The sequence below is a fragment of the Halomonas sp. BM-2019 genome (assembly GCF_017584085.1).
The window spans coordinates 137,350-163,597 of the sequence record NZ_CP071922.1 but is presented as its reverse complement, the minus strand read 5'-3'; the positions used below and the strand labels follow the sequence as shown (position 1 = coordinate 163,597).

The window sequence follows — 26,248 nt, the reverse complement described above, 5'->3', positions numbered from 1 at the left end:
CCCGACGCTGGCAGAGGGTGGCGATGCGCGCCTTGGAGGGACTGGCAAGAGAGCTGGCGTGGGGGGCAAGCGCTCGCTCATTGCCGCCGACAGAGGGCCACCAGTCTGGCTTTGGAAGGCACGCCCAGCTTGGCGTAGGCGCGCTTGCGGTAGGTCTCGGCGGTGGAGAGGGCGATAGTGAGCTCGGCGGCGGCGGTCTTGAGGGTGTGGCCGCGCAGCAGGAAGAGGCAGAGCTGGCGCTCGCGTTCGGAGAGCGGGGCCAGCACCGCGGCCTCCTCGTCGCTGGGGTGCTGGGCGGCCGAGACGCCGCCGCCCTGGGCGAGGTGATGACGATAGTGGCGGCGGATCAGGCTGGCCAGCAGCGGCGCCAGGGCGTTGAGGCCGGCCAGGTCGGCGCCGGTGAAGGGGCCCGCCCCGGTGCCGCGATAGAGGTTGAGGTAGAAGGCGCCGGTCTCACCGGGACTGGCCAGCGCCACCTTGTCGACCAGGTCGGGGAAGGCGAAGAGGTGGCTGCGATAGGCCTCCGGCATGGCCTCGGCCTGCATGGGGGCGAGTTCGGCGTCGCCGGGTTCGCCTCCGGCGTCCACCAGGCGGCGCAGCCGCTGGTAGTTGGGGTCCTGGCGGAACAGGCCGCCGGCGTAGAGCTCGGCCAGGCGGTCGGCGACCCGCGGCTGGCGCTCGTTGGCGGCCAGCAGGCAGTCCACCGCGTCCTCGCCGCCATAGGCGAAGATCATGCACTGCTCGATGCCCACCGCCCGGCGCAGCAGGGCGAGCAGGTGCTCGTCGAAGCCGGCCTCGCCCAGGCTCGCCACGCAGGCGGCCAGTGCCGGCATCAGCTCGGGCCAGTCGAGGGCGGTATCGGGGCGGAGCTCGGGCATGGGGTGGGCTCCTCGGTCCGGGCGTCATGGCGCTTGTCCCGGTTTCTGCGGGACAGCCAGGGGCGCGCCGACGGGGTAGGCTGGGGCCAGACTCACAACGCCCCGACAGGAGAGTGCCCCATGCGACCCGCCGGCAAGGGCGAGCACGACTCGCTCTACTTCGATTATCCCCATTTCCCCTTCGTGCGTCCTCCCGAGCTGGACGGCGAGGCGGTGCGCCACCGGGTGGCCATCGTCGGTGCCGGCCCGGTGGGGGTGACCGCCGCCCTGGAGCTGGCCCGCCACGGCATCGCCTCGGTGGTGCTGGACGACAAGGCCACCGTCAACGACGGCTCCCGGGCGATCTGCATCTCCCGCCACAGCCTCGAGATCCTCCAGCAGCTCGGGGTCGATGGGCCCTTCACGGCGAAGGGACTGGGCTGGACCCAGGGGCGCACCTACTATCGCGACCGGGAGATCCTCCGCTTCCGTATGCCCCACTCCGACCAGGAGCGCTACGCCCCGATGGTCAACCTGCAGCAGCAGTACATCGAGCGGTTCCTGATCGACAAGGCCGCCGAGAGCGAGCGGATCGAACTGCGCTGGCAAAGCGCCGTGACCGGGGTGAGCCAGGGCGCGGAGGGCGTGACCCTGGAGGTGGCCACCCCCGAGGGGGATTACCGGCTCGAGTGCGACTATCTGCTGGCCGCCGACGGCGGGCGCAGCCGGGTGCGCGAAGCCCTGGGGCTGGCGTTGCACGGCCAGGCCTACGAAGGGCGCTATGTGATCGCCGACGTGCGCCTCGAGTCCGACTTTCCCACCGAGCGCCGTGCCTTCTTCCACTCGAAGGCGCTGCCCGATACCACCGTCCTGGTGCATAAGCAGCCCGACGACATCTGGCGCATCGACTACCAGCTCGGCCCCGACGAGGACCCGGACCGGGCGGTGGAAGAGGCCAGCATCCGCGAGAAGGTCGGCCTGATCGTGCGCGAGGTGATGCAGGAGGGGGAGGAGTGGGAGCTGGAGTGGTGGAGCCTCTACAAGGCCTACACCCTGGCGCTGGAGGACTACCGGCACGGCCGGGTGCTGTTTATCGGCGACAGCGCCCATCTGGTGCCCATCTTCGGGGTGCGTGGCCTCAACAACGGCCTGGCCGATGCCGCCAACGCCGGCTGGAAGTTGGCCTGGGTGCTCGAGGGGCTGGCCCCCGAGCGGCTGCTCGACAGCTATAGCCCGGAGCGGCGCGGTGCGACCCTGGACGTCTTCGCCAATGCCGGCAAGAGCACCCGCTTCATGACGCCGCCGAGCCGCGGCCACCGGCTGATGCGCGATGCGGCCCTCTCCCTGGCGCTCGCCAACGACTACGCCAGCGGCTTCGCCGACCCGCGCCAGGTCACCCCCTACACCTATGCCGAGAGCCCGCTGACCCTGGCCGACGATCCCGGCTTCACCGCCGGACCGATCCCCGGGGCGCCGCTGGTCAACCGGCGCCTGGGCGAGGACAACTACCTGCTCGACCACCTGGGGACAGGCTTCACGCTGCTGCGGTTCGGCGAGGACGGAACGCTCGCCCCGGGACTGGCGGACCGGCTGGCCACGCTGCGGGCCCGGGGCCACGAGCTCGCCGTGGTCTCCATCGCCAGGCGGCCGGGGGCCGAGGGGGCCCTGGTGGATGCCGACGGTGGTTGTTTCGCCGCCTACGGCGCCGCGCCCGGCAGCGCCTACCTGGTGCGTCCGGACCGCCATGTGGCGGCGCGCTGGCGGGCCTTCGACCCTGCCGCCCTCGACCATGCCCTGAACCATGCACAAGGTTGGGCCCTGGAAGGAGAAAGATCATGACCGAAGCGACACTGCCCTTCGCCGACCTGGAGCGGGTCTACGAGCGCCTGGCCGAGACCCTCGACGCCCTGCCCGAGGAGCGGGAGCGGGCCTTCCTCGCCCCGCTGGCCCTGGCGCTGGCCCACCGCATCCCCGATCTCGAGCGGGTGATGGCCGCCATCGAGGAGGCGCGGTCCGCTGTGGTCGAGGACGGTCGCTCCCCGCCGGATGAGTCACCGCCCTGAGCCGTGTAGGGGCGCCAATGGGCGATTGCGGTTAGACTTGGCGCTCCACTCTCCGGTAAGGCGTTGCCGTGCTGTCCCAGCTCGCCGAGCGTGTCGGCCGACACCTCGAGGATTCCCCCCGTACCCCCAAGTACCTCTGCCTGCGCGATGCCCTGGTCGAGCTGATCGACGAGGGTGAGCTGGTCGAGGGCACCCGCCTGCCCACCGAGCAGGAGCTGGCCGCGGCCCTTCCTGTCAGCCTCGGCACGGTGCAGAAGGCGCTGCGCGACCTGGTGGAGAGCGGTGCGCTCACCCGCCGTCGGCGCCTGGGAACCTTCGTCGCCGGCAGCGAGGGACGCCGCCAGATCACCACCCCCGCCTTCACCTTCCTGCGCCCCGACGGCGGCCGGGTCAGGATGCTGCTGATCCGCCTGCTCAAGCGCGAGGTGGTGCGGCGCCGCGGTGCCTGGGACGAGGTGCTCGGCGAGTGCCCGGCCGGCTACCTGCATCTGGTGCGCCTGGATCGCATCGACGGCGCCTTCGACTGCTACACCGAGATCTACCTGCGGGCCGACGAGGCCGGCGAGATCGGGACCCTGCCCGCCGAGACCCTGGAGCACGATAGCGTGCTGCCGCTGCTGCTGGCCCAGGGCCACGAGCCCAGTACGGCGGAGAATCGCATCGGCCACGCTCGGCTGCCCAAGGCGGTGGCGCTTGCCATCGTCCCGGAACTGGCCGAGACGCCACCCCTGGGGCTGCGCCTGGAGACCCGCTACCGCAACGCCGAAGGCCGGGTGCTGGCCTGGCAACTGATGTACATCCCCCCAAACGATTATCGCCTCACCCTCACCACTCCCCTGAGACAGCCGGACGCCTGAAGGGCACGGCCAGGTTCCCGCAATACAGGCGGCTCCCTGCCGCTTCGTCGGTGGCGGGGGCGTCCCGCTGCGCGCCCCTTGTGGCGCGTCGAAATAAATACTATATAGTATTTGACAGGCCTGGCGGGTCGGCTATACTCCTCATGGCAGGACCAAATAATAAAATGCGTTCCATATTTGATATGGCGCACCGCGACTCTGAAAAGAGGTATCCCCATGACTTGGACCACCGTCTGCAAGACCGCACAGGTGCAGGAAGACTTCCCCTTCTCCGCCAAGCTGGGCGACAAGGAGATCGGCGTCTACGTGCTGGATGGCGAATACTACGCCCTCGAGGACATCTGTCCCCACGCCTATGCTCTGCTGTCCCAAGGCTTCGTCGAGGATGGCCAGGTGGAGTGCCCGCTCCACGAGGCTACCTTCGACATCAAGACCGGCAAGTGCCTGCGCGAGCCGGCCGACCGCGACCTCCATGTCTATCCGGTACGGATCATCGACGACGAGGTACAACTCCAGATGAGCGAGGAGAGCTGAACCATGGCCCAGCAAGACTACAACCCCCAACTCAAGACCTGGCAGCGCATCATCCCCTCCAGAGAGCCCGGCCAGGGGCATATCGAGGTCCCCGGTGGCTTCGCCAACCCTGTCTGGCAGACCCGTTCGAGCGTGCCGGGCCCCTTCGAGCTGGAGCTGGTGGAGGCTCTCGAGGAGGTCTTCGCCGAGGGCGTGACCGAGCTGGGTGCACTGGTCGAAGGCCTCAATGCCCGCGACCGCCACGACCGTAACGGTCAGCCCTGGACCCAGGAAAGCCTCCTCCAGGAAATGGCGGTCCTGGGGCAGTAAGCCCCCGCCCACCTCTTCGTACAATCCACAACGAGGTCGAGTCATGACTAGTGCATCCTCCGTCGACACCGCCGTTCAAGACTACCTGGACACCGGACTGCGTTCCCTCTGGTACCCCGTCGCCGCCAGCTGGGAGGTCGGCAGCAACCCCCTGGGCATCACCCGCCTGGGCGAGAACCTGGCGCTGTGGCGCGGTCATGACGGCACCCTGCATGCCGTCGAGGACCGTTGTCCCCACCGTGGCGCCCGTCTGTCCAAGGGCTGGAACCTGGGCGACCGCCTGGCCTGCTGGTATCACGGGGTCGAGGTCAACGGCGACGGCGAGGTCTGCGACGTGCCCGCCATCAGCAACAGCCCGCTGGTCGGTCAGGCCTGCGTGCGTCGCTATCCTATCCAGGAAGCGCACGGCGCCATCTTCGTCTACTTCGGCACCACCCTGGACGAGGAACCCTGTGAGCTGGTGCTGCCCGAGCAGCTGACCGACGGCGAGACCTACGGCCACTTCCTGTGCACCGCCACCTGGAAGTGCAACTACCAGTACGCCGTCGACAACGTCATGGACCCCATGCACGGCACCTACCTGCATGCCGACTCCCATTCCATGGCCGAGGGCGACCGCCAGGCCGAGATGGTGCTCGAGCCCACCGAGAGTGGCTTCATCTTCAAGAAGACCGGCCAGTCGGGGGTCAACTTCGACTGGGTGGAGTACGGCGCCAGCGGTGTCCTCTGGCTGCGCCTGTCGATTCCCTACCAGCAGCGCTTCGGCCCCGGTGGCCCCTTCTGGATCGTCGGCATGGTGGTGCCCGAGGACCAGGACAACTGCCGCGTCTTCTTCTGGCGGGTGCGCAAGGTCGACGGCTGGCAGCGCCAGGTGTGGCGCTTCTTCTACCGCACCAAGCTGGAGGGGCTGCACTGGGACGTGTTGGAGCAGGATCGCATCATCCTCGAGAACCTGGCTCCGGATGCCCGCCACCACGAGAACCTCTACCAGCACGACGTGGGTCTCTCGCGGCTGCGCCGGGTGATGCTGAAGATGGCCAAGGCGCAGCTGGCCAAGCGCCAGGAGGCGGCCTGAGATGGCCCAGATGCTTTCCGGCAAGCGCATCCTGGTGACCGGTGCAGCCCGCGGCCTGGGCCGTAGCGTCGCCGGGGCGGCCGCCGCCGAGGGGGCGCGTCTGGTGCTCAGCGACATCCTCGCCGAGGAACTGCAGGCCACCGCCCAGGCGCTGCGGCAACGCGGCGCCGAGGTAGAAGCCCTGGTCATCGACCAGGCCGACCCCGCCTCCATCGAGGCGGGCCTGGCCAGGGTCGCCGAGGGCGGCCCCCTGGACGGGCTGGTCAACAACGCCGCCATCGCCACCGGCGTCGGCGGCGAGACCATGATGGACTACGACATGGCCCTCTGGGACCGGGTGATGACGGTCAACGTGCGGGGCCTGTGGCTGATGACCCGGGCCGCCGTACCGCTGCTGGAGGCCAGCGGCGGCGGCCGGGTGGTCAACCTGGCCTCGGACACCGCCCTGTGGGGCGCCCCCAAGCTGATGGCCTATGTCGCCAGCAAGGGCGCGGTGATCGCCATGACCCGGGCCATGGCCAGCGAGCTCGGCGAGCGCGAGATCTGCGTCAACGCCGTGGCCCCGGGTCTGACCCGCTGCGAGGCCACCGAGTACGTCCCCCAGGAGCGCTACGACTTCTACGCCCAGGGCCGTGCCCTGAAACGCGAACAGCAGCCCGACGACGTGGACGGCACCATCCTCTACCTGCTGTCGGACTGGGCGAAGTTCGTCACCGGTCAGGTGATACCGATCAACGGTGGCTTCGTCTTCAACTGAGGAGCGGCGAACATGACAAGCGATATCCAGCGTATCGTGGTGATCGGCGGCGGCCAGGCCGGCGGCTACGCCTGCAAGGCGTTGCGCGGCGAGGGCTTCGAGGGCCGCCTGACGGTGGTCGCGGACGAGCCCCACGACTTCTACGAACGACCCCCTCTCTCCAAGGGGGTCGTCACCGAGAGCGAGCCGCTGCCGCGGCTCTTCCCCGAGGCGAGTCTCGCAGCCCTCGACATCGAGTGGCGCCGTCCCCGCCGGGCCGTGGAGATCGATCGCGAGGCCAGCGAGGTGGTCCTCGACGATGGCGAGCGCCTGGCCTACGACCGCCTGCTGATCGCCACCGGCAGCCGACCGCGCATGCCGGTGGCCGAGTGGTCGGACATCGCCAACGTCATGACCCTGCGCACCTGGGACGACGCCACCCGGCTCAAGGCCCAGCTCGAGAAGAGCCAGCGGATCGGCATCATCGGCGGCGGCTGGATCGGCCTGGAGGTGGCCTCCAGCGCCCGCAAGCTGGGCGTCGAGGTGGACGTCTTCGAGCGGGCCCCGGCACTCTGCGGCCGCAGCGTGGGTCCCGAAGTGGCCGAGGCGATCCGTGAGCTCCACGAGCGTCACGGCGTGGGCCTGGAGCTGAACCGCCAGGAGATCCGGCTGAGCGAGGGGGAGGATGGCCGGGTGACCGTCACCGCCGACGGCCACGCCCATGAGCCCTACGACCTGGTGGTGGTCGGCGTCGGCGTCGAGATCAACCTGGAGCTGGCCCGGGACGCCGGGCTGCGCACCGAGCAGGGCATCATCGTCGATGCCGCCGGGCACACCTCCGACCCGAAGATCTTCGCCGCCGGCGACGTCGCCCAGCATCCCCACCTGGGGCTCTGCCTGCAGTCCTGGGCCTATGCCCAGAACCAGGCCCGGGTGGTGGCCGACGCCATGCTCGGCAAGGAAGCGCACTACGACGAGCCGGCCTGGCTGTGGTCCGACCAGCACGGCGTGAATATCCAGATCCTCGGGGTGCCGAGCGGCGAGACCCATTGCGTGGTGCGCCGGGAGCCCCAGGGCCCCGTGTTCTTCTACCTGGACGGCGACAATCGCCTGGTGCAGATGGTGGCCTTCGACCAGCCCCGGGCGATCAAGCTGGGCAAGCGCTGGCTGGCCGCCGAACGCATGCTGGATCCCCGGGACCTGGGCGATCCGAACTACAACCTGATGACGCTGCGCTGAGGCGAGGGGCGGTGCCTGGGCATCGCCTCTCGTGGTCTTGCTGAGAGGGCCCCGTCACTGACGTGACGGGGCCTGCCGCCCGTTCGGAGTTCCCCATGCTGTTTCCGCCCCGCTACGCCCCCCTGGTGGTCTCGGTATTGATGACCACCTACATGGCCGGCCTGATGACCCTGGCCATCACCCTGGTGAACACCGGCCTCGAGGCCGGCTTCCTCGGCCGCTGGATCAAGGCCTTCCTGATCTCCTGGCCAATCGCCTTCTCCCTGATCACCGTCGGGCGCCCGCTGGTGCTGCGCCTGGCCGACAGGCTGATCCGCCGTTCCTGACGGCGACTTGCCGGCCTGGCGGCCGCTTCCTGTCCTTCTGCCTTTCCCTCTGCATTGCTGTCGGCCCGGTGGAGCCCGGTCGTCTCCCCTTGTCTCACCGGCCCAAGTGGGGCGGCGTCGATCTTGCGTTGAAGGGTTTGACAAAGCCCGAGCGGCGGCCTACAGTCTCACTATCAAATAATAAACTCTGTTTCATATTTGATATTTCGCCTCGGCGATCATCGAACCGCGAACATCGAACCGAGAGTGGCACTCCTTCTCCCAGCGCCCTGCTGGATCCCGGGAGACCCGCCGCTTTCTCCATGAGCCCAAGAGACAGGTGGGGTATGACAAAACTAAAGATTGGCATCTGTGGTGGTGGCGTGGGTGGTCTCTGTGCGGCCATCGCCCTGGGTGAGGCGGGCCACGAGGTCACCGTCTTCGAACAGGCCCGGCAGTTCCTGCGCATCGGCGCCGACGTGAACCTCACCCCCAATGCGGTGCGGGCCCTGGACCGGCTCGGGGTCGGCGAGGTCCTGCGCGAAACGGCGGCGCGGCCCACCGACCGTCTGAGTCGTACCTGGGACAGCGGCGAGATCACCTCCCGGCTGCCCATGAGCGACGCCGCCGAGGAGAAGTACGGCGCCCCCCAGCTGACCATCCACCGCGGTGACCTGCTCAAGGCTCTGGAGGCGAGGCTGCCGGAATCGGTGATCCGCCTGGGCCACAAGGCGGCCCGGGTCGAGGTCGAGGGCCAGTCACCGGTGGTGCACTTCGAGAACGGTGACAGTGCGACCCTGGATGTGGTGATCGGCGCCGACGGCATTCACTCCGCGGTACGCCGCTCGCTGTTCGGCGACGACAGCCCCGAGTTCACCGGCCTGGTCTCCTACCGGGCGGTGGTGCCGCGCTCGGCGGTGCCGGAGGTGGAGAACCTGGATGCCTTCACCAAGTGGTGGGGGCCGAGCCCGGACGTCCAGGTGGTGGTCTTCCCGCTGACCCGCGGCGAGGAGGTGTTCATCTTCGCCACCACGCCCCAGGAGGGCTGGCGCGAGGAGTCCTGGACCCTGCCCGGTGACGTCGAGGAGCTGCGCGAGGTCTATCAGGACTTCCACCCCGACGTGCGCGCCCTGCTGGCGGCCTGCGACAGCGTCACCAAGTCGGCCCTCTATGTGCGCGAACCCATGGAGCAGTGGTCCAAGGGGCATGTCACCATCCTCGGCGATGCCGCCCACCCCATGGTGCCCTTCATGGCCCAGGGGGCCTGCATGGCCATCGAGGACGCCGTGGTGCTCTCCCGCTGCCTGGCCGAGGCGACCCTCGACGGGGTACCGGCGGCGTTGCAGCGCTACGAGAACGCCCGCAAGGCGCGCACCGCCAAGGTTCAGCGCGGCTCCCTCGCCAATGAATGGTTGAAGGGTGAAGGCAATGCCGACTGGGTCTACGGCTACGATGCCTGGGGTGTGACCCTGGACGACTGACCGGTTCTCGACCACAGCCATATCCACAACCACACAATCACAAGAGCGCTAGAGTCACCATGAAGACTTCAACCCTGACGAAACTCGCCGCCGGTCTGTCGCTGGCCGGTCTCTCCTTCACCGCCGCCGCCGACGCGGTCACCCTCAACCTGGTGAGCTTCACCCCCAAGACCGCGGCGGTTTCCGCCGGCTTCGAGAAGTTCGTCGCGGCGGTCAACGAGGAGTTCGAGGGGCGCCTCCACCTCAACTGGCGGGGCGGTCCCGAGGTGATGCCGCCCTTCCGTCTGGCCGATGCGGTGCGCAACAACTCCCTCGACATGGCGCTGCTCAGCCCCAGCTACTACTCGGGACTGGTACCCTCATCCACCACCTCCAACCTGTCGTTCAAGAACTACGAAGAGATCCTCGAGAGCGGCTACTACGACCGCATGACCGAGATCCACGCCGACCGGGGCCTCAACTATCTGGGCGAGATTCCCGCCTCCGACGTTCAATTCTTCCTCTTCTTCAAGGATCGTATCGACGGCCTGGACGATCTCAAGGGCAAGCGTATCCGGGTCTTCCCCACCGGCCTGCCGTTCATCGAGGCGCTGGGCGCCAACGGCCTGGTGCTGCCCATCGGCGAGATCTACACCGCCATGGAGCGTGGTGCCATCGATGGCTTCATGCAGGGCAACCTGGGCTGGGCCGAGCAGTATGAGGACGTGGTCAACTACTATCTCACCCCCTCCTTCTATCGTGCCGGCTTCAGTGTCCTGGTCAGCGACCGTGCCCTGGGGCGCCTCTCCGAGGAGCTGCGCGAGGAGCTGACCGACTATGTGCGCTACACCCTGGGGCCCGAGCTCGATCGCAGCTGGGACGAGGTGATCGCCGCCGGCAATGCCGAGGTGGAGGCCGCCGGCTTCGAGGAGATCGCCCTCGATAACGAAGAGGCCGAGCGCTACCTGCAGACCGCCATCGATGCCGCCTGGGAGTACATGGCAGGGCAGATCGGTAACGACGAGCTGACCGCCGAACTGCGGGCCATGCTGGTCGACTGACACGTGCCATGCCATGGCGATGCGCCCCGGTACTCGGGGCGCATCGAGTCGCCCCTCTCGGGCGATATGCCATGCATCGGCCAAACTCCCGAGACACGCCCTTTCGGCGTACTTCATCGATTTCAGGTGGTTCGATATGCGACAAGCACACTCCCACGGCGAGACTTTCCTGTCGGTGGTGATGCAAGGCGTCAGCCGATTGAATCTGCTGCTCGCGGGAATCAGCGCGGCCGTGCTGGTGGTCGCCACCCTGGCCGTCTTCTGCGAGATTCTCTCCCGGCTCTTCTTCGGCCGTTCGTTGCTGTGGGTGGTCGAGGTCAGCGGCTATGCGCTGCTCTACATGACCTTCCTCGGTGCGCCCTACCTGCTGGAAAAGAACCGTCATGTGGCCATCGATGTCGTGACCGAGCATCTGCCGCCGCGCCTTCGGATGCCGCTGGCCTTCGTGATGGCGCTGATCGGTGCCGGGGCCTCTCTCTATGCGGCCTGGTATGGCCTCCAGGTGACCCTCGATCAGTACCAGTTCGGGATCCGCGAGACCACCGTCCTGGCGCCTCGCAGCTATCTGCTCACCTGGGTCTTTCCGCTCGGCCTGTTCCTTGTCGCCATTCAGTTCCTGGCCCAGGCCGAGGCCTGCCTGAAGCGCTGATCGACTCGGCCCGCTCGACGGGTTCCAATGGAGGTATGGTATGGAATGGTGGCTTACGCTATCGCTTATTCTCGGTGGCCTGCTGACCCTGATGATGCTGGGGCTGCCGGTGGCCTTCGCGTTCCTGGTGGTCAATCTGGTCGGCGCCTACATCTTTCTCGGTGGCAGCTCCGGCATCGAACAGCTGGTGATCAACACCACCGACGCCTTGACCAGCTTCACCCTGGTGCCCATCGCCATGTTCATGATCATGGGCGAGGTGATGTTCCGTTCGGGCATCGCCAATGACCTGATGGACACCCTCGACAAGTGGTTCGGCAAGCTCAAGGGGCGGCTCGCCTTCATGGCGGTGGGGGGCGGCGTGCTCTTCTCCACCCTCACCGGCAACAGCATGGGCGCCATCGCCCTGCTGGGCTCCAGCCTAACCCCGGAGATGGAGAAGCGGGGCTACAAGAAGCCCATGTCGCTGGGGCCCATCATCGGTTCCGCGGGGCTGGCCATCATGATTCCCCCCAGCGCCCTGGCGGTGGTGCTCGGTGTGGTGGCGGAGATCTCCATCGGCCGGCTTTTGATCGCCATCATCGCCCCGGGCCTGCTGATGGCGGTGCTCTATGCGCTCTATATCTGGGGCCGCTGTACCCTGCAGCCGGACCTGGCTCCCTCCTTCGACGTGCCGGCTACCCCGCTCAAGGTCAAGGTGGAAGCGGGCATTCGCAATATCCTGCCCATCGGCTTCATCGTCTTCGCCGTGGTGGGGGTGATCTTCCTGGGGCTCGCCACGCCCACCGAGGCGGCGGCTTCCGGGGCAGTGGCCACCATTCTGCTGGCCCTGGTCAAGCGCCGCCTGACGGTGGAGAACTTCAGCCGCTCCATGTTCGAGAGCGCCAACATCTCGGTGATGGTGCTGCTGATCGTCGCCGGGGCGGTGGCCTTCAGCCAGCTGCTGGCCTTCACCGGCACCACCTTCGGGCTGATGGATACGGTGATGAACCTGCCGGTCAGCGACCACATGATCGTGCTGGCCATGGTGCTCACCGTGGTGCTGCTGGGGATGTTCATGGGGCCGCTGCCGATCATGCTGATCACCCTGCCGATCTTCGTGCCGGTGGTGGATCAGATGGGCTTCGACACCATCTGGTTCGCGGTGCTCTTCCTGCTGGCCATCGAGACCGGCTCCACCTCGCCCCCCCTGGGCGCGGCACTGTTCGTGATGAAGGCAGTGGCTCCCCAGGGCACCACCATGGGCAGCATCTACAGGGCGGCGATTCCCTTCCTGATCTGTGACTTCCTGGCCATCGGCATCATCTTCGTCTTCCCGCAGATCGTCACCGCGCCCGTCGGCTGGATGTTCGGCTGAGCGATGCCGGTCGGAGGAGACAAGCTCATGCGACGCCCCAACTTCGTGCTCTTCATCACCGATCAGCAGCGCGCCGATCACCTCGGCTGCTATGGCAACCCCACGGTGAAGACGCCCTATCTCGACGGCCTGGCCGCCCGCGGCGTGCGCTTCACGCGCTTCCACGTGGCCACGCCGATCTGTCAGCCCAACCGGGCAGCGCTGGTCACCGGCCAGATGCCCTCGGTCAACGGGGTGCGCCAGAACGGCATCCCCCTGGGGCTCGACAGCCTCACCTTCGCCGAGGTGCTGCGCGAGAGCGGCTACCGCACCGGCTACATCGGCAAGGCCCACTTCCAGAATGTCACCGATATCCCGGCGCCGCCGCGGGTTTTCGCCGGTCAGGGCGAACCGCCCCCGGCGGGGGTGGCGCTGGCCCGGCGGGCCCAGCGCGCGGGGCCGGACTAGGGCTGGGAGGTGCGCCGGCGCTGGGCCGAGTGGCCAGATCTCGATCTGCCCGCTTCCTACTACGGCTTCGAGCATGCCCGGCTGTGCATCGGTCACGGCGACCTGGTGGAGGGCCACTACACCGCCTGGCTGCGCGAGCGCCATCCCGATCCCGACTCCCTTCGGGGCCCGGCCAACGCCCTGGCGGCGCCCGGGTTCAGTGCTCCCCAGTGCTGGCGCACCGCGCTGCCCGAGGCGCTCTATCCGACCAGCTACGTCAAGGAGCAGGCCTGCGACTTCCTGGCGGCCCAGGACGCCGAGACCCCTTTCGTGCTGGTGGTCTCCTTTCCCGATCCCCATCACCCCTTCACCCCACCGGGGCGCTACTGGTCACGTTACGATCCCGACGAGGTCGAGCTGCCGGCCTCCTTCCACCATCCGGTGGAGGCGATCCGCGGCCTCCCTCCCCAAGCATTGGAGGCCTACCGCTGGGGGGCCGAGGATCCCGAGAGCCACTGGCCCTTCGCGGTGGGCGAGCGCCAGGCGCGGGAGATCATCGCCCTGAACTACGGCAGCATCAGCATGGTGGACGACGCCGTGGGCGAGGTGCTGGCCGCCCTGGAGGCCCAGGGCCTGGCCGAGGAGACCGTGGTGGCCTTCACCTCCGATCATGGCGACTACATGGGCGATCACGGCTGCGTGCTCAAGATGGGCCTGCACTTCCAGAGCGTAGTGCGGGTGCCGCTGATCTGGTACGACCCCAGGGCGCCGAAAGGGGGGCGGGTGTCGTCACGGCTGGGTAGCGCCATCGATCTGGCGCCGACCCTGCTGCAGCGCGCCGGGCTCAAGGTGCCGATCGGCATGCAGGGCCAGGATCTGTTCGGCGAGGGCCCGGCGGCGGATGTGCTGGTGGAGGACCCCGGCATCCAGGTGTTCCGCGACAGCGAGGCCCGCTCGAGCATCCTCAGCCTGGTCACCGAGCGCTGGCGGCTGAGCCTCTTCGAGGGGCTCGAGGGCGGTGAGCTCTACGATCTCGACGTCGATCCCCATGAACTCGACAACCGCTGGGATGACCCGGTCTGCCGCGAGATTCGACTCGAGCTGCAGCAGCGGCTCAGTCAGCGCCTGGTGGCCCTGCGCGACCGCAGCCTGGTCGCCACCGCCCGAGCCTGAAGCCAGTCGTCCGTCCACCAACACCTCCCGTTGTCGCCGATAGGCATTTGTTCGTTTAAAAACAAAGCCTTGCTGATATTATTTTTTGTGCGATCCGGCCTTGACAAGGACCCGATGAGCGCCTATCTTGGTTGTATCAAATAAGAAATCAGTTTTCATATTTAAAACAACGCGAGATCGACTCTCTCCAGGGTCACCCCCCGGCGCCCGCGACGGCATGCCGATGGTCAAGGGCAGGGGTATGCTGGAGCCTGGAACGACCCCTATCGGAGAGGACGCCTACCATGAGTGAAAAAGACGCGCGCAAATACCTGATCCCCGGCCTGGAGCGCGGCCTGACCATTTTGATGGAGCTGAGTCGCAACCATCGCGAGATGAGCTTCGCCGAGATCGCCAAGCGAGTGGACATTCCCAAGGCCACCGCCTACCGGGCGATCCAGACCCTGGAGTACATGGGCTTCCTGCGCCGGCACCCCACCACGGGGCTCTACTCCCTGGGGGTCAATGTCCTGCGCCTCGGCTTCGAGTACGTGGCCTCCCTGGACGTGGTGCAGGTGGGTCAGCCGGTGATCGAGTCGCTGCGCGACGCCACCGGCTGCTCCAGCCATATCGCCATTCGCGATGGCCAGGACGTCATCTACGTGGCCCGGGTCAGCGCCGCCAACGCCACCATCCGCCGGGTCAGCGTCGGCACCCGGCTGCCGGTGCACCGCACCTCCCTGGGGCGCATGCTGCTCACCGGGATGAGCCGCGAGGAGTTCGAGGCGCTCTATCCCGACGAAGAACTCCCCGACAGCCAGCCTGGCGCCCCGGCCAGCCGAGAGGCGCTCTGGACACTGGTCCAGGAGGATCGCCAGCGCGGCTATGTGGTGGCGGAGTCCTTCTTCCAGCTCGGCATCTCCTCCATCGTCTACCCGATCCGCAACGCCGACGGCGAGATCGAGGCGGTGGTGAGCATCATGGTGCCGGTACACGAGATCCCCGCCGAGGAGCGGGAGCGGCTGCGCCCGAATGTCGAGGAGGCGGCGGCCACCATTTCCGGACTGCTCGGCTACCGCGGCATGGCGGAGCGGTCGGAAGCGCGATCTGAACGCTGAGCCGGCCCGGCCGGCGATTCTGAAGGCCCCTCGTGGGTCGAGCAACGACAAGCGCGTCGAGCGACGCAGGAGTACAAGAGCATGAGCATCGTTAGTATCGAAGCCCTGGAGTTCGGCGTCGAGGACCTGGAGGTCGGCAAGCGGTTCCTGGCCGACTTCGGCCTCTCCCCGGTGGACGAGACCACCTTTGAGACCCTCAACGGCGCACGCCTGAGCCTGGCGCCGGTGGATGATCCGGCCCTGCCGCCGGCCTTCGAGCCTGGCTCGACCCTGCGCCGCATGACCTGGGGGGTCGACGACGCGACCGCCCTGGCCGAGCTGAAGGCGCGCCTAGCCGACCAGCCGGGCTTCGTGGATCGCGGCGATCTCATCGAGTGCCGCGACCCCAACGGCATGACGGTGGCCATTCGGGTCAGCACCCTGCGCGAGGTCGAGCTCGACGTCACGCCGATCAACCAGTACGGCGACATGCGTCGCGTCGACCAGCCGAGCCCGGTCTATGAGCGGGCCACCCCCGCGGGCATCGGCCATGCGGTCTTCTTCGTCGACGACCTGGAGGCCACCGAGGCCTTCTACCGCGAGACGCTGGGCTTCGCCGTCTCCGACCGCTATACCGATCGGGCGGTCTTCCTGCGCATGCAGGCCCGGGGTGGCCACCACAACCTCTTCCTGCTCAAGCTGCCCCACCGCGGCGCTGGCCTCAACCACGTGGCCTTCACCGTGCGCGATATCCACGAGGTGATCGGCGGCGGCCTGGCGATGAACCGCAAGCAGTGGAGCACCTTCCTGGGCCCGGGGCGCCACCCGATCTCCTCCGCCTACTTCTGGTACGTCAACAGCCCCCTGGGCGGCGCCTTTGAGTACTACACCAACGAGGACTACCTCACCGAGGCCTGGGTGCCGAGGGAGATGCAGCACTCGCTGGAGTCCTTCACCGAATGGGCGGTGGAAGGCGGCATCGATGCCGAGACCCGGCGCCAGAAGAAGACGGAAGCCTGAAGACGACGATCAGTCGAGACAATGACAATAAAGCGATAACCCTGACGAACCCGAGGCAGAGAGCCCGACGCAAGACAAGCCCGATCATTTCGACATGACGAACGATGGTAATGGCCGAGATGCCCGACATGGGTGTCCTGGGGGCCCCTTTGTCTCGCGTCGCAGCGTCGCTGCCAGAAAAACCGCCCGGTACTGAAATACCGCAGTGAGCCAACGAGAGGAAACCACAATGTCAGAGTTCCTGGAAACCTGGAAGAAACCCGAAGACAAGAGCTTCGAAGAGTGGATGCAGACCCGCATCGCCCGCTTCAAGGGACGCAAGTACGACTGGGGCGCCCTGAAGTTCCAGGCCGACTACGATCCCAAGTATCGCCGTGCCCAGATGCGCTATATCGGCACCGGCGCCACCGGGGTCAAGGCCGATGCCAACACCATCCCCGCCGAGAACTTCACCTTCTCCACCATGGTGCTGCCGTCCAAGTGCGAGGGCCCGCTGCACGTACATGACGACGTGGAGGAGGTGTTCTTCGTGCTCAGGGGCACCATCACCCTCTTCATCAAGGATGGCGACGACTACATGGAGACGGTGCTCGAGGAGCGCGACGTCATCTCCATCCCGCCGCGCATCTATCGGGGGCTGTTTAATCACGGCGAGGAGGAGGCGCTGATGTGCGTGATGCTGGGCACGCCGCGGCCGCAGATCCCCACCTATCCGGAGGATCATCCTCTTTCCAAGGTCAAGCGCAGCTGAGGAGGCCGGCCGTGGATGCCAGAAACCTGAAGCTGGACGGCGGCGTGCAGTGCTACCGGGAAGGGAATCCTGGGGCGCCGGACCAGGCCCCGACCCTGGTGCTGCTGCACGGCATCAGCTCCAGTGCCGGTTCATGGGCCAAGCTCGCTGAGCGGCTGCCCGGCTACCGACTGCTGGCCTGGGACGCCCCGGGCTATGGCGACAGCCAGCCCCTGGCGATGGAGGCACCCACGGCCGCCGACTATGCCGCGCGCCTGGAGGCCTGGCTCGCCGGACTCGGTGTCGAGCGCTGCGTGATGGTGGGCCACTCCCTGGGCGCCATGATGGCCGCCGCCTATCTGGCCGCCCATTCGGGGCGGCTGGCCGGGGTGGTGCTGGCCGACCCGGCTCAGGGCTACGGCGATGCCGACGCCGCCAAGCGTGATGCGGTCTACCGCAGCCGCTGGACCCAGCTCGAGGCACAGGGCCATGTGGCCTTCGCCCGGGAGCGGGCGCCACGGTTGCTGCGCGAGGGCGCCGACCCGGCGGATATCGCCCGGGTGGAGGCGGAGATGCACAAGTTGAACCTGCCGGGCTTCATCCAGGCGAACGGGATGCTCGCCAATGACCTGCTGGTGCGCTATCTGCCGGCGACGCCGACGGTGCCGACCCTGGTGATCTGCGGCGACGAGGATCGCATCACCCCGCCCGAGGATGCCCGGGCCCTGGCCAGCCGCCTGGGGGTGCCCTATCGCGATATCCCGCGGGCCGGTCACGCCAGCTATATCGATGCCCCGGCGGCCTTCGCCGCGGCCCTGGACGACTTCACCCGCCCGCTGCTCCGTGCGGCCGACGCCTCGAAGACACCCTAGGAGACCCCATGAGCTTTCTGATCGAACGACGCGTCGCCGTGGTCACCGGCGGCTCCTCCGGCATCGGCCTGGAGGCCGTGCGCCTGCTGCTGGCCCAGGGAGCCCGGGTGGCCTTCTGCGGCCGCAATGCCGAGCGACTGGCCGCCGCCGAGGCCGAGCTGCGCGAGGCGTTTCCCGAGGCCGAGCTGCTGACCCAGACCTGCGACGTGCTCGAGGAGGCCTCCTGTGTCGACTTCGCCGCCGCGGTGGCCGAGCGCTTCGGCGGCGCCGACATGCTGATCGCCAACGCCGGTCAGGGCTACGTGGCCCACTACGACGACACCCCTCGGGAGGCCTGGCTCGCCGAGGCCAACCTCAAGCTGTTCGGGGTGATCAACCCGCTGAACGCCTTCCGTGGCCAACTGGCCGCCTCCGAGATCGGCTCGCTCACCTGCGTCAACTCCCTGCTGGCGCTGCAGCCGGAGCCCCATATGATCGCCACCTCGGCGGCCCGGGCGGCATTGCTCAACATGACCCACTCCCTGGCCCATGAGCTGGTCGACGAGGGCATCCGGGTCAACTCCATCCTGCTGGGCATGGTGGAGTCGGGCCAGTGGCGACGCCGCTTCGAGGCCCGCGACGACCGGTCGCAGAACTGGGAGGCGTGGATCGCCGGCATCGCCGCCAAGCGCGGCATTCCCATGAAGCGCCTGGGGCGCCCCGAGGAGCCGGCCCGCGCCCTGGTCTTCCTGGCCTCGCCCCTGGCCTCCTTCACCACCGGCGCCGCCCTGGACGTCTCCGGTGGCTTCAACCACCACCTTTGAGCCGAGGACCACATCCCCATGACGACAAAACGCTTGATGATCATCGGCTACGGAGCCATGGCCCAGGAAGTGCACCGGTTGCTGCCGGCGGGCCTGGACCTGGCCTGGGTGGTGGTACCCGAGTCCCTGGTGGCCGCCACCCGGGAGCGGCTGGGTGCCGGGGTCGAGGTGCTGACCGCAATCGACCAGTGCGAGGGGCGTCCCGACCTGGTGGTGGAGTGCGCCGGCCAGCCGGGCCTCGCCGAGCACGGCGAGGCGGTGCTCACCCGCGGCCTGACCCTGGCCATCGTGGCCACCGGCGCCCTGGCCGATGAGGGGCTCTACGGTCGCCTGCGCCAGGCCGCGGAGCGTGGCGACGGGCGCATGCTGGTGCTCTCCGGCGCCGTGGCCGGCATGGATGGCCTGTCCGCCGCCCGGGAAGGGGGTCTCGACAGCGTGACCTACGAGGCCTGCAAGGCGCCCAAGAGCTGGAAGGGTAGCCACGCCGAGCAACTGGTGGATCTCGACGCCCTCAGCGAGGCGACGGTCTTCTATGAGGGCACCGCCGGCGAGGCGGCGCGGCTCTTCCCGGCCAACGCCAACGTGGCGGCCACCATCGCCCTGGCCGGCATCGGCATGCAGGCCACCACCGTGCGCCTCACCGCCGACCCGGCGGCCAGCCGCAACACCCACCGCATTCATGTCCAGGGGCGCTTCGGCGAGTTCCGTATCGAACTCAACGGCCGGCCCCTGGAGAGCAATCCCAAGACCTCGATGCTCGCCGCCCTGTCGGTGGTCCGCGCCTGTCGCCAGGTGCTGGATCCGGTGACGGTGTGAGCGAAAGGAGCATGACGATGACGCAACCGATCTTTATCGCCGGTGAATGGCGCCCGGGCCGCGGCGACCCCATGGCCTCGACCTTTCCTGCCGATGGCTCCGTCACCGCCCGGCTCAACGCGGCCAGCCTCGAGGACGTGGAGGAGGCCATCGAGGCCGCCGATGCCGCCTGGCGTCGTCCCGAGTGGCGCGACCTGGTGCCCCACCAGCGGGCTGCCATCCTCTACCGGGTGAGCCAGCTGATCGAGTCGCGTCTCGAGGAGCTGGCGGCCCTGCAGACCCGCGACAACGGCAAGCCCCTGGCCGAGACCCGCGCCCTGGTGGCCAGCGCCGCCGGCACCGCCCGCTATTTCGCGGCTGCCTGCGAGACCCTGGAGGGGGAGCTGCCCACCCCGCGCAGCGCCGACCTGATGACCCTGAGCACCTATGAGCCGCTCGGCGTGATCGCCGCCATCACCCCCTGGAATTCGCCCATCGCCAGCGAGATGCAGAAGATCGCCCCGGCGCTGGCCGCCGGCAATGCCGTGGTGGTCAAGCCCGCCGAGGCGACCCCCTTGCTGGCCCTCAAGCTGGCCGAGCTGTTCGAGGAGGCGGGCCTGCCCAAGGGGCTGCTCAGCGTCCTGCCGGGGCGAGGCCGGGTGATCGGCGAGGCCATCGTGCGCCACCCCAAGGTGCGCAAGATCTCCTTCACCGGCGGCACCAGCACCGGCCGTCACCTGGCCCATATCGCCGCCGACAAGCTGATCGGCACCTCGCTGGAGCTGGGGGGCAAGTCGCCCACCATCGTCTGCGAGGACGCCGACCTGGAGGAGGCCGCCCAGGGCATCGCCTACGGCATCTTCAGCTCCGCCGGCCAGGCCTGCATCGCCGGCTCGCGGCTCTTCATCCCGCGCAGTCGCTACGACGAGGTGATGACCCGCCTGCTCGAGATCACCCGTGGCCTGCGCGTGGGTCATCCCGAGACCCCGGGCACCCACCTGGGGCCGCTGATCAGTCAGGCCCATCGCGACAGCGTGGCCGCCTACGTCGACCAGGCCCGCGCCGAGGGCGGTCGGGTGCTGTGCGGCGGTCAGGCCCCGGAGGCCCCCGAGCTGGACCAGGGTAGCTACTACCTGCCGACCCTCATCGAAGGGCTGCCCCACGACAGCGCGGTGTGCCAGGAGGAGATCTTCGGCCCGGTGCTGGTGGCGCTGCCCTACGACGACGAGGACGAGCTGGTGGGGCTGGCCAACGACAACGTCTTCGGCCTGGCCGCCGGCATCTGGAGCGCCGACTACCGTCGCGCCCTGCGCCTGGCCGCCCGTCTCGAGGCGGGCACCGTGTGGATCAACACCTACAAGAAGTTCGCCATCTCCACCCCCTTCGGCGGCTTCAAGGAGAGCGGTCTGGGGCGCGAGAAGGGACGCCAGGGCATCCAGGCCTACATGCAGCAGAAGAGCCTCTACCTGGGGCTGGGTAGCGCCCCCATGGGCTGGGCCAACTGACGCCGCGCCGGCCATCACAACAAAGGAATTCACCATGAGCACCATCACCGTCGGCGAAGCGATCGCCCGTACCCTCGAAGCCTATGCGGTCTCCGCCGTCTATGGCGTCATCTCCATCCACAACCTGCCGATCGCCGATGCCATCGGCCGCCGCGACAAGGTCCGTTTCGTGCCGGCCCGCGGCGAGGCCGGCTCGGTGACCATGGCCGACGCCCATACCCGGGTGGGCAGCCTGGGCGTGGCCCTGACCAGCACCGGGGCCGGCGCCGGCAACGCCATCGGCGCCCTGCTCGAGGCCCTCAACGCCGGCACGCCGCTGCTGCACATCACCGGCCAGGTGGAGAAGGCCTACCTGGATCGGGACGCCGGCTTCATCCACGAGACCAAGGATCAGCTCACCTTCCTCAAGGCCAGCTCCAAGGCGGCCTTTCGGGTCTGCACCCCGGAGCAGGCGGTGCCTTTGCTGCACCGCGCCATCCGCGAGGCGATGACCCTGCCCCGGGGCCCGGTGAGCCTGGAGATCCCCATCGATATCCAGGCCGCCCCGGTGGAGTGGGTGGAGTCGGCCCCGGTGGCCCCGGCCGCCCCGGCCCCGGTCAGCGATGCCGAGATCGACGCCCTGGCCGAGCGCCTGGCCGCGGCCAAGCGTCCGCTGCTGTGGATCGGCGGCGGCACCCTGGAGGCGGGGGAGGCGGTCAAGCGCCTGGCGGATGCCGGTATCCCGGTGGTCTCCAGCACCCATGCCCGGGGCGTGCTGTCCGACGGCCACCCGCGCAGCCTGCGCGCCTTCCACAACGCCGCCTCGGTGGAGGCGCTGTTCGCCGAGAGCGACCTGATGATCGTGGCCGGTTCCCGGCTGCGCAGCAACGAGACCAAGACCTACTCCGTCGAACTGCCGCGCCCCCTGGTGCAGATCGATATCGACCCCGCCGCCGCCCACCGCAACTACCGGGCCGACGCCTTCCTGTGCGGTGACTGCGCCGAGGTGCTGGGCCGCCTGGCCGACCGCCTGGCGGGCCGCACGCCGGATGCCGCCTATGACGCTGCCGTGGCCGCGGCGGTGAGCGAGGCCGAGCGGGCCCTGCGCACCCAGGTGGGCGAGTACGCCAAGCTCAGCGACGCGGTGCGCGCCGCCCTGCCCGAGGATGGCATCTTCGTGCGCGATATCACCGTCTCCGGCAGCACCTGGGGCAGCCGACTGCTGCCCATCGAGCGGCCGCTCACCAATATCCACTCCCTGGCCGGGGCCATCGGCCTGGGGCTCGCCCACGGCATCGGCTGCGCCGTGGCCCAGCCCGAGCGCAAGGTGGTCACCCTGGTCGGCGACGGTGGCCTGGCGCTGGGTATCGGCGAGCTGGCGACCATGGCCCAGGAGCAGCTCGACATGACCCTGATCGTCATGAACGACGGCGGCTACGGGGTGATGCGAGGCATCCAGGAGAAGTACTTCGAGGGGCGTCAGTACTACAACGAGCTGCACACCCCCGATTTCCAGCAGCTGGCCGATGCCATGGGCATCCGGCGCTGGAAGGTCAGCCACGGCGATGAGTTCGCCGCGGTGCTGGCTGAGGCGGTGGGGCATCCCGGCCCGGCCCTGGTAGAGGTGGACATGCCCAGCGTCGGCGAACTCAAGTTCTCCGGCCCGCCCCAGAAGACGCTCTACTGAACCATACCTGAGCCCCCCCCCGGTTCGTGCCGGGGGTAGGGGGAGCCTTGGCCCGAGATCGACACCCAGGAGGTGAACACCACGACAACCGCGCAGTGGAACCGATAACAACCAATGTCCTGACCTTCGAGTTCAAGAGGAACTTCCAATGAAATACAACAAGGTATTTGCACTGGCCGCGATGCTGCCGGTGGGGCTGACTGCTGCCTCCATTTCCCAGGCCTTCGATGTGGTCGAGGCTGGTCAACCCGTCGTCACCGGCGAGCCGAGCCGCGTGGGGCCGCCCTGGAACCACCGCTCCACCTTCAACATCCCCGGCACCAATACCGACGTGGCCTTCGGTGGTTATATCAAGCTGGACGCCTTCTACGACTTCGATTTCGACCAGGGCGATAGCACTGATCCGCTGGCGCTGCTCAACCCGAGCAACCAGACTGATGGGCGCACCAACTTCACCGCCTACGAGTCGCGGATCAACTTCCGCACCCAGACCCGTACCGACTATGGCACCGTCAGCACCTTCCTGGAGGGGCACTTCCTGCCCGACGGCAAGTTCAACCTGCGCCACGCCTACGGCGAGTTCGGGCCCTTCCTGGCCGGGCAGAGCTGGACCAACTTCATGCACTTCCTCGGCTCGCCGCGGATCCTCAAACTGGGCGGCCCCATCGGCTATGCCACCGGTCGTCCGACACAGCTGCGCTACACCCACCGCAGCGGCCCCAATACCTTCGCGGTCTCCCTGGAGGAGCCCTCCTTTGCGCTCTCGCCTATCGGCAGCGCCGGGGTCGATACCGAGAATCGCCTGCCGACCCTGACCACCCGCTACCAGTTCAGCCAGAACTTCGGCATCTCCGCCCTGGTGAAGGAACTTTCCACCAACGAGGCCACCAGCGGTGTCGACGAGAGCACCACCGGCTATGGCGTGGCCGCCCAGTTGGCCGTGCCCCTGGGGGATGCCACCACCTTCAAGGCCAACGCCACCGTTGGCAGCGGCCTGGGCAGCTACCTGAGCTATGTGCCGGACGCCGTGGCCGGCGCGCGCACCCCGGACGCCTATGTCGACGCCGACGGCGCCCTGAAGAGCGTCGACTCCCAGGCCTACGGCATCTCCCTGGATCACCGCTGGAACGCCGACTGGTCCAGCGCCATCGGCACCGCGCGCTTCAGCCAGGACCTGCCCGACGACATTGCCGGCTTTCAGGCCGGGCTGGATCGGGTGCAGTACTCCTATGTCAACCTGATCTGGGACGTCAACCAGCGCCTCTCCACCGGTATCGAGTACCAGCACTCCGATATCAAGCGGGTCAACGGCGAGTCGGACGACGCCCACCGCATCCAGGCCAGCGTGCAGTTCCACTTCTGATGAACCACCGGGGTGCGGGCATCACTCGTCCAGGCCTCGCGCCCCGGTGCCTTCCTCGACGCTTACCCTGCGTGCCGATGGCCCCGTCATCGGCTTGTGCGCAACACTGTCATGGCCCATCGGATCCCAGATCTCGACCAGGTGAGGGCCTGATTTGTTTATTGTGGCTCCACGCACCAGGTAGTCATGTAACTACATTGAGCGTTCACAGGAAGTTCCCATGACCATCACGACCTTATCAGCCGCGAGCTCAATCAGGACATTGGCCGAGCCAAGAAGGCGGCCAGGTACGGTCCGGTATTCATCACCGATCGCGGCAAGCCCGCCCATGTCCTGTTGAGCATCGAGGAGTACCAGCGACTGACCGGCAAGCATCGGAGTCTCGTCGAGGCGCTCTCGATGCCAGGACTCTCCGATATCGAGTTCGATGCGCCGCGCGTTGACATTCGCAGCCGGCCAGCGGACTTCTCCTGATGTTCCTGCTCGATACCAACGTCCTTTCCGAGCTGCGCAAGGCCGGAGACGGCAAGGCGGAGGCCAAGGTCACAGCATGGCTCGCCCAGGAAGACGCGGCGAAATTCTACATTTCAGCGGTAACGCTCTTGGAGTTGGAAATCGGTGTCCTGCGGGTCGAGCGCCGCGACCCGGCACAGGGCGCCCGGTTGCATGTCCCCGATCCTCATGCAGAACGTGACGCACTCATCGCCGCGACGGCACTCATTCATGGAATGTCGGTCGTGACGCGCAATGTGGCCGATTTCGGGGCCACGGGGGTACCCTTCCTTGCTGAATCCGTGGGCGTGACCCCGCTCCGCCCAAGGGCACAGCGCAGGCTGTTCTGTCCCGATGTCACTATAACGAGCCCGCCATCCGGCAACGGATAGCGGGCTCATTGATGAGGGGCGCCCCCCCGGTACTGGGGGTTCAGAAGGCCTGGCCACGTCGGCGCCGGCCTTCACCGTCAGCTCGATGTTGTAATAGGTGCGAACGGCGCAGCCGCCGGGCGAACACCAGGCCCAGCGCCAGCAGCCAGACGCCGGCCAGGGCCAGCAGCGGAATCACCCGTGGCGAGGCACTCATGGGCTCACCCTTGCCGTTCCGGCGTCTCGGTGGCCAGCGCCGCCGTGCGTTCGGCGGAGACGAGCAGGCCGCGATAGGCCAGCAGCGCCAGCACGCCGCCGAGGCCGATGGCGACGGCCATGGTGTGGGAGGTGCCGTCGTGGAATTGGCCGACCAGGGCGCCGGCCAGGGCGGCCAGGGTCATCTGCAGGAAGCCGAACAGCGAGGAGGCGGCACCGGCGCGCTCCGGGTTGGGCGCCAGGGCGCCGGCCATGCTCTGGGGCATGACGATACCGAAGCCCACCATGTAGAGCATATGGGGCAGGATCACCGCCCAGGGGGAGAAGACGCCGAGCAGCGACAGGGCCGCCATGATGACGCCGCCGGCGGCGCACAGCAGGGTGGCGCGCCGCAGCAGGCGGTCGCGTCCCAGGCGCCGGCTGTAGCGGCCGCTGATCAGGCTGCCGATGAAGAAGCCACCGACGATCAGCGCGAAGAGCGCCCCGTAGAGGCCGGGTGAGACCCCCATGAACTCGATCAGCACGAAGGAGGAGCCGGAGAGGAAGGCGAACATCCCGGCGAAGGCGGCGGCGTTGGTCAGGGTATAGCCGACGAAGGCGCGCTGACCGAGCAGCAGGCGATAGCTGGCCAGGATGGCGCGCGGGGCGATGGACTGACGCCGCTCGGGGGCCAGCGGCTCCGGCATCAGCCAGGTCAGGATCGCCAGCATCACCACCGCATAGGCGGCCAGCAGCAGGAAGATCGACTCCCAGCCGAAGACCAGCAGCAGGCCGGCGCCCACCACCGGCGCCAGGGCGGGGGCCAGGGCCATGGTGCTGGCCATGTAGGAGAGCACCCGGGCGGCCTCCAGCGGGCCATGGATGTCCCGGACCGCGGCACGGGCCAGCACCGGGCCGGCGGCGCCACCCAGGGCCTGCAGGAAGCGCCCGGCCAGCAGCCACTCGACGCTGGGGGCGAAGGCGCACAGCATGCTGGCCAGCAGGAAGAGGACGAAGCCCCCCAGCATCACCGGGCGGCGCCCGAAGCGGTCGGAGAGCGGGCCGCAGAACAGCTGGGCCAGGGCGAAGCCAGCCATGTAGAAGCTCAGCGTCAGCTGCACCCGGTCGGGGCCCGTGCCCAGCGCCTCGGCCATGGCCGGCATGGCGGGCAGGTACATGTCGGTGGCCAGCGGGCCCAGGGCGGTCAAGGCCGCCAGGACCGCCACGGTGGCGGGGGAGGTCAATCTCAGCAACCCGGC

At 68.1% G+C, this 26,248-nt stretch carries 30 protein-coding genes; 26 read left to right on the top strand and 4 right to left on the bottom strand.

The genetic code is table 11. The annotated features are described in order from the left end of the window. Positions 1-77 precede the first annotated feature (77 nt). Positions 78-878, bottom strand: a complete 801-nt coding sequence (locus J5F18_RS00875; protein ID WP_346300490.1) for a helix-turn-helix transcriptional regulator — start codon at positions 876-878, stop codon at positions 78-80. A gap of 120 nt (positions 879-998) precedes the next feature. Here J5F18_RS00875 and J5F18_RS00870 point away from each other — a divergent pair, with 120 nt between their 5' ends. The 24 genes from J5F18_RS00870 to J5F18_RS00755 all read left to right on the top strand — a co-directional run bounded on the left by J5F18_RS00870 (position 999) and on the right by J5F18_RS00755 (position 23,931). Continuing rightward, positions 999-2,696 carry an FAD-dependent monooxygenase gene (locus tag J5F18_RS00870; protein WP_346300489.1) on the top strand — a complete coding sequence of 566 codons (1,698 nt, stop codon included), beginning with the start codon at positions 999-1,001 and terminating at the stop codon, positions 2,694-2,696. Continuing rightward, on the top strand, positions 2,693-2,920 hold the full coding sequence (locus J5F18_RS00865; RefSeq protein WP_346300488.1) for a hypothetical protein: 228 nt from the start codon (positions 2,693-2,695) through the stop codon (positions 2,918-2,920). The genes J5F18_RS00870 and J5F18_RS00865 overlap by 4 nt, the downstream gene beginning before the upstream one ends. Positions 2,921-2,988: 68 nt before the next feature. Further along, positions 2,989-3,777, top strand: coding sequence for a GntR family transcriptional regulator (locus J5F18_RS00860; protein ID WP_346300487.1), 789 nt, complete (start codon positions 2,989-2,991; stop codon positions 3,775-3,777). Positions 3,778-3,993: 216 nt separating this feature from the next. Then, positions 3,994-4,311: a nitrite reductase small subunit NirD gene (gene nirD, locus J5F18_RS00855; RefSeq protein WP_346300486.1), complete on the top strand. Its 318-nt coding sequence runs from the start codon at positions 3,994-3,996 to the stop codon at positions 4,309-4,311. Between the two features lie 3 nt (positions 4,312-4,314). Continuing rightward, positions 4,315-4,620, top strand: a complete 306-nt coding sequence (locus tag J5F18_RS00850) for a recombinase-like helix-turn-helix domain-containing protein (protein ID WP_346300485.1) — start codon at positions 4,315-4,317, stop codon at positions 4,618-4,620. Between the two features lie 43 nt (positions 4,621-4,663). Continuing rightward, complete coding sequence (locus J5F18_RS00845) at positions 4,664-5,695, top strand: aromatic ring-hydroxylating dioxygenase subunit alpha (protein ID WP_346300484.1); 1,032 nt, start codon at positions 4,664-4,666, stop codon at positions 5,693-5,695. Between the two features lies 1 nt (position 5,696). Next, positions 5,697-6,452, top strand: coding sequence for an SDR family oxidoreductase (locus tag J5F18_RS00840; RefSeq protein ID WP_346300483.1), 756 nt, complete (start codon positions 5,697-5,699; stop codon positions 6,450-6,452). A gap of 12 nt (positions 6,453-6,464) precedes the next feature. Beyond that, positions 6,465-7,670: an FAD-dependent oxidoreductase gene (locus J5F18_RS00835; protein ID WP_346300482.1), complete on the top strand. Its 1,206-nt coding sequence runs from the start codon at positions 6,465-6,467 to the stop codon at positions 7,668-7,670. 95 nt (positions 7,671-7,765) lie between these two features. After that, positions 7,766-7,996, top strand: coding sequence for a DUF2798 domain-containing protein (locus tag J5F18_RS00830; protein ID WP_346300481.1), 231 nt, complete (start codon positions 7,766-7,768; stop codon positions 7,994-7,996). Positions 7,997-8,322: 326 nt separating this feature from the next. Further along, complete coding sequence (locus J5F18_RS00825) at positions 8,323-9,456, top strand: FAD-dependent monooxygenase (protein WP_346300480.1); 1,134 nt, start codon at positions 8,323-8,325, stop codon at positions 9,454-9,456. Positions 9,457-9,515: 59 nt separating this feature from the next. After that, a complete protein-coding gene (dctP, locus tag J5F18_RS00820; protein ID WP_346300479.1) occupies positions 9,516-10,496 on the top strand; it encodes a TRAP transporter substrate-binding protein DctP in 981 nt (326 codons plus the stop codon). Positions 10,497-10,632: 136 nt separating this feature from the next. Next, the gene (locus J5F18_RS00815; protein WP_346300478.1) at positions 10,633-11,145 is read left to right on the top strand and encodes a TRAP transporter small permease subunit; all 513 of its coding nucleotides are present in this window, start codon (positions 10,633-10,635) and stop codon (positions 11,143-11,145) included. Positions 11,146-11,185: 40 nt separating this feature from the next. Then, positions 11,186-12,502, top strand: coding sequence for a TRAP transporter large permease subunit (locus tag J5F18_RS00810; RefSeq protein WP_346300477.1), 1,317 nt, complete (start codon positions 11,186-11,188; stop codon positions 12,500-12,502). A gap of 27 nt (positions 12,503-12,529) precedes the next feature. Continuing rightward, on the top strand, positions 12,530-12,949 hold the full coding sequence (locus J5F18_RS00805; protein WP_346300476.1) for a sulfatase-like hydrolase/transferase: 420 nt from the start codon (positions 12,530-12,532) through the stop codon (positions 12,947-12,949). 9 nt (positions 12,950-12,958) lie between these two features. Then, positions 12,959-14,101: a sulfatase-like hydrolase/transferase gene (locus J5F18_RS00800; RefSeq protein ID WP_346300475.1), complete on the top strand. Its 1,143-nt coding sequence runs from the start codon at positions 12,959-12,961 to the stop codon at positions 14,099-14,101. Between the two features lie 284 nt (positions 14,102-14,385). Beyond that, on the top strand, positions 14,386-15,198 hold the full coding sequence (locus tag J5F18_RS00795; RefSeq protein WP_346300474.1) for an IclR family transcriptional regulator: 813 nt from the start codon (positions 14,386-14,388) through the stop codon (positions 15,196-15,198). An 81-nt stretch (positions 15,199-15,279) separates the two neighbouring features. Then, positions 15,280-16,197 (top strand): VOC family protein, encoded by a 918-nt coding sequence (locus J5F18_RS00790; RefSeq protein WP_346300473.1) that lies wholly within the window; start codon positions 15,280-15,282, stop codon positions 16,195-16,197. Between the two features lie 229 nt (positions 16,198-16,426). Beyond that, positions 16,427-16,948 carry a cupin domain-containing protein gene (locus J5F18_RS00785; protein WP_346300472.1) on the top strand — a complete coding sequence of 174 codons (522 nt, stop codon included), beginning with the start codon at positions 16,427-16,429 and terminating at the stop codon, positions 16,946-16,948. A gap of 11 nt (positions 16,949-16,959) precedes the next feature. Further along, positions 16,960-17,799, top strand: a complete 840-nt coding sequence (locus tag J5F18_RS00780; protein WP_346300471.1) for an alpha/beta hydrolase — start codon at positions 16,960-16,962, stop codon at positions 17,797-17,799. 8 nt (positions 17,800-17,807) lie between these two features. Next, on the top strand, positions 17,808-18,602 hold the full coding sequence (locus J5F18_RS00775) for an SDR family oxidoreductase (RefSeq protein ID WP_346300470.1): 795 nt from the start codon (positions 17,808-17,810) through the stop codon (positions 18,600-18,602). 18 nt (positions 18,603-18,620) lie between these two features. Continuing rightward, positions 18,621-19,418, top strand: a complete 798-nt coding sequence (locus tag J5F18_RS00770) for an aspartate dehydrogenase (protein ID WP_346300469.1) — start codon at positions 18,621-18,623, stop codon at positions 19,416-19,418. Between the two features lie 17 nt (positions 19,419-19,435). Continuing rightward, positions 19,436-20,902: an aldehyde dehydrogenase gene (locus J5F18_RS00765; protein ID WP_346300468.1), complete on the top strand. Its 1,467-nt coding sequence runs from the start codon at positions 19,436-19,438 to the stop codon at positions 20,900-20,902. Positions 20,903-20,936: 34 nt separating this feature from the next. Then, positions 20,937-22,568 carry a thiamine pyrophosphate-binding protein gene (locus J5F18_RS00760; RefSeq protein WP_346300467.1) on the top strand — a complete coding sequence of 544 codons (1,632 nt, stop codon included), beginning with the start codon at positions 20,937-20,939 and terminating at the stop codon, positions 22,566-22,568. 148 nt (positions 22,569-22,716) lie between these two features. Next, the gene (locus J5F18_RS00755; RefSeq protein ID WP_346300466.1) at positions 22,717-23,931 is read left to right on the top strand and encodes a DcaP family trimeric outer membrane transporter; all 1,215 of its coding nucleotides are present in this window, start codon (positions 22,717-22,719) and stop codon (positions 23,929-23,931) included. Between the two features lie 192 nt (positions 23,932-24,123). Here the strand turns inward: J5F18_RS00755 and J5F18_RS00750 are convergent, their stop codons facing one another. Next, positions 24,124-24,306 (bottom strand): hypothetical protein, encoded by a 183-nt coding sequence (locus J5F18_RS00750; RefSeq protein WP_346300465.1) that lies wholly within the window; start codon positions 24,304-24,306, stop codon positions 24,124-24,126. Here J5F18_RS00750 and J5F18_RS00745 point away from each other — a divergent pair. Both J5F18_RS00745 and J5F18_RS00740 read left to right on the top strand, forming a co-directional pair. Continuing rightward, a complete protein-coding gene (locus J5F18_RS00745) occupies positions 24,235-24,405 on the top strand; it encodes a hypothetical protein (protein WP_346302144.1) in 171 nt (56 codons plus the stop codon). The two genes, J5F18_RS00750 and J5F18_RS00745, sit on opposite strands and share 72 nt — an antisense overlap. Next, positions 24,405-24,815, top strand: coding sequence for a type II toxin-antitoxin system VapC family toxin (locus J5F18_RS00740; protein WP_346300464.1), 411 nt, complete (start codon positions 24,405-24,407; stop codon positions 24,813-24,815). The genes J5F18_RS00745 and J5F18_RS00740 overlap by 1 nt, the downstream gene beginning before the upstream one ends. 40 nt (positions 24,816-24,855) lie before the next feature. Here J5F18_RS00740 and J5F18_RS00735 read toward each other — a convergent pair whose 3' ends face one another. Together J5F18_RS00735 and J5F18_RS00730 are read right to left on the bottom strand one after the other, a co-directional pair. Then, positions 24,856-25,011 carry a hypothetical protein gene (locus J5F18_RS00735; RefSeq protein ID WP_346300463.1) on the bottom strand — a complete coding sequence of 52 codons (156 nt, stop codon included), beginning with the start codon at positions 25,009-25,011 and terminating at the stop codon, positions 24,856-24,858. 4 nt (positions 25,012-25,015) lie between these two features. Further along, positions 25,016-26,248: multidrug effflux MFS transporter (locus J5F18_RS00730; protein ID WP_346300462.1), on the bottom strand; the 1,233-nt coding region annotated here is incomplete at its 5' end.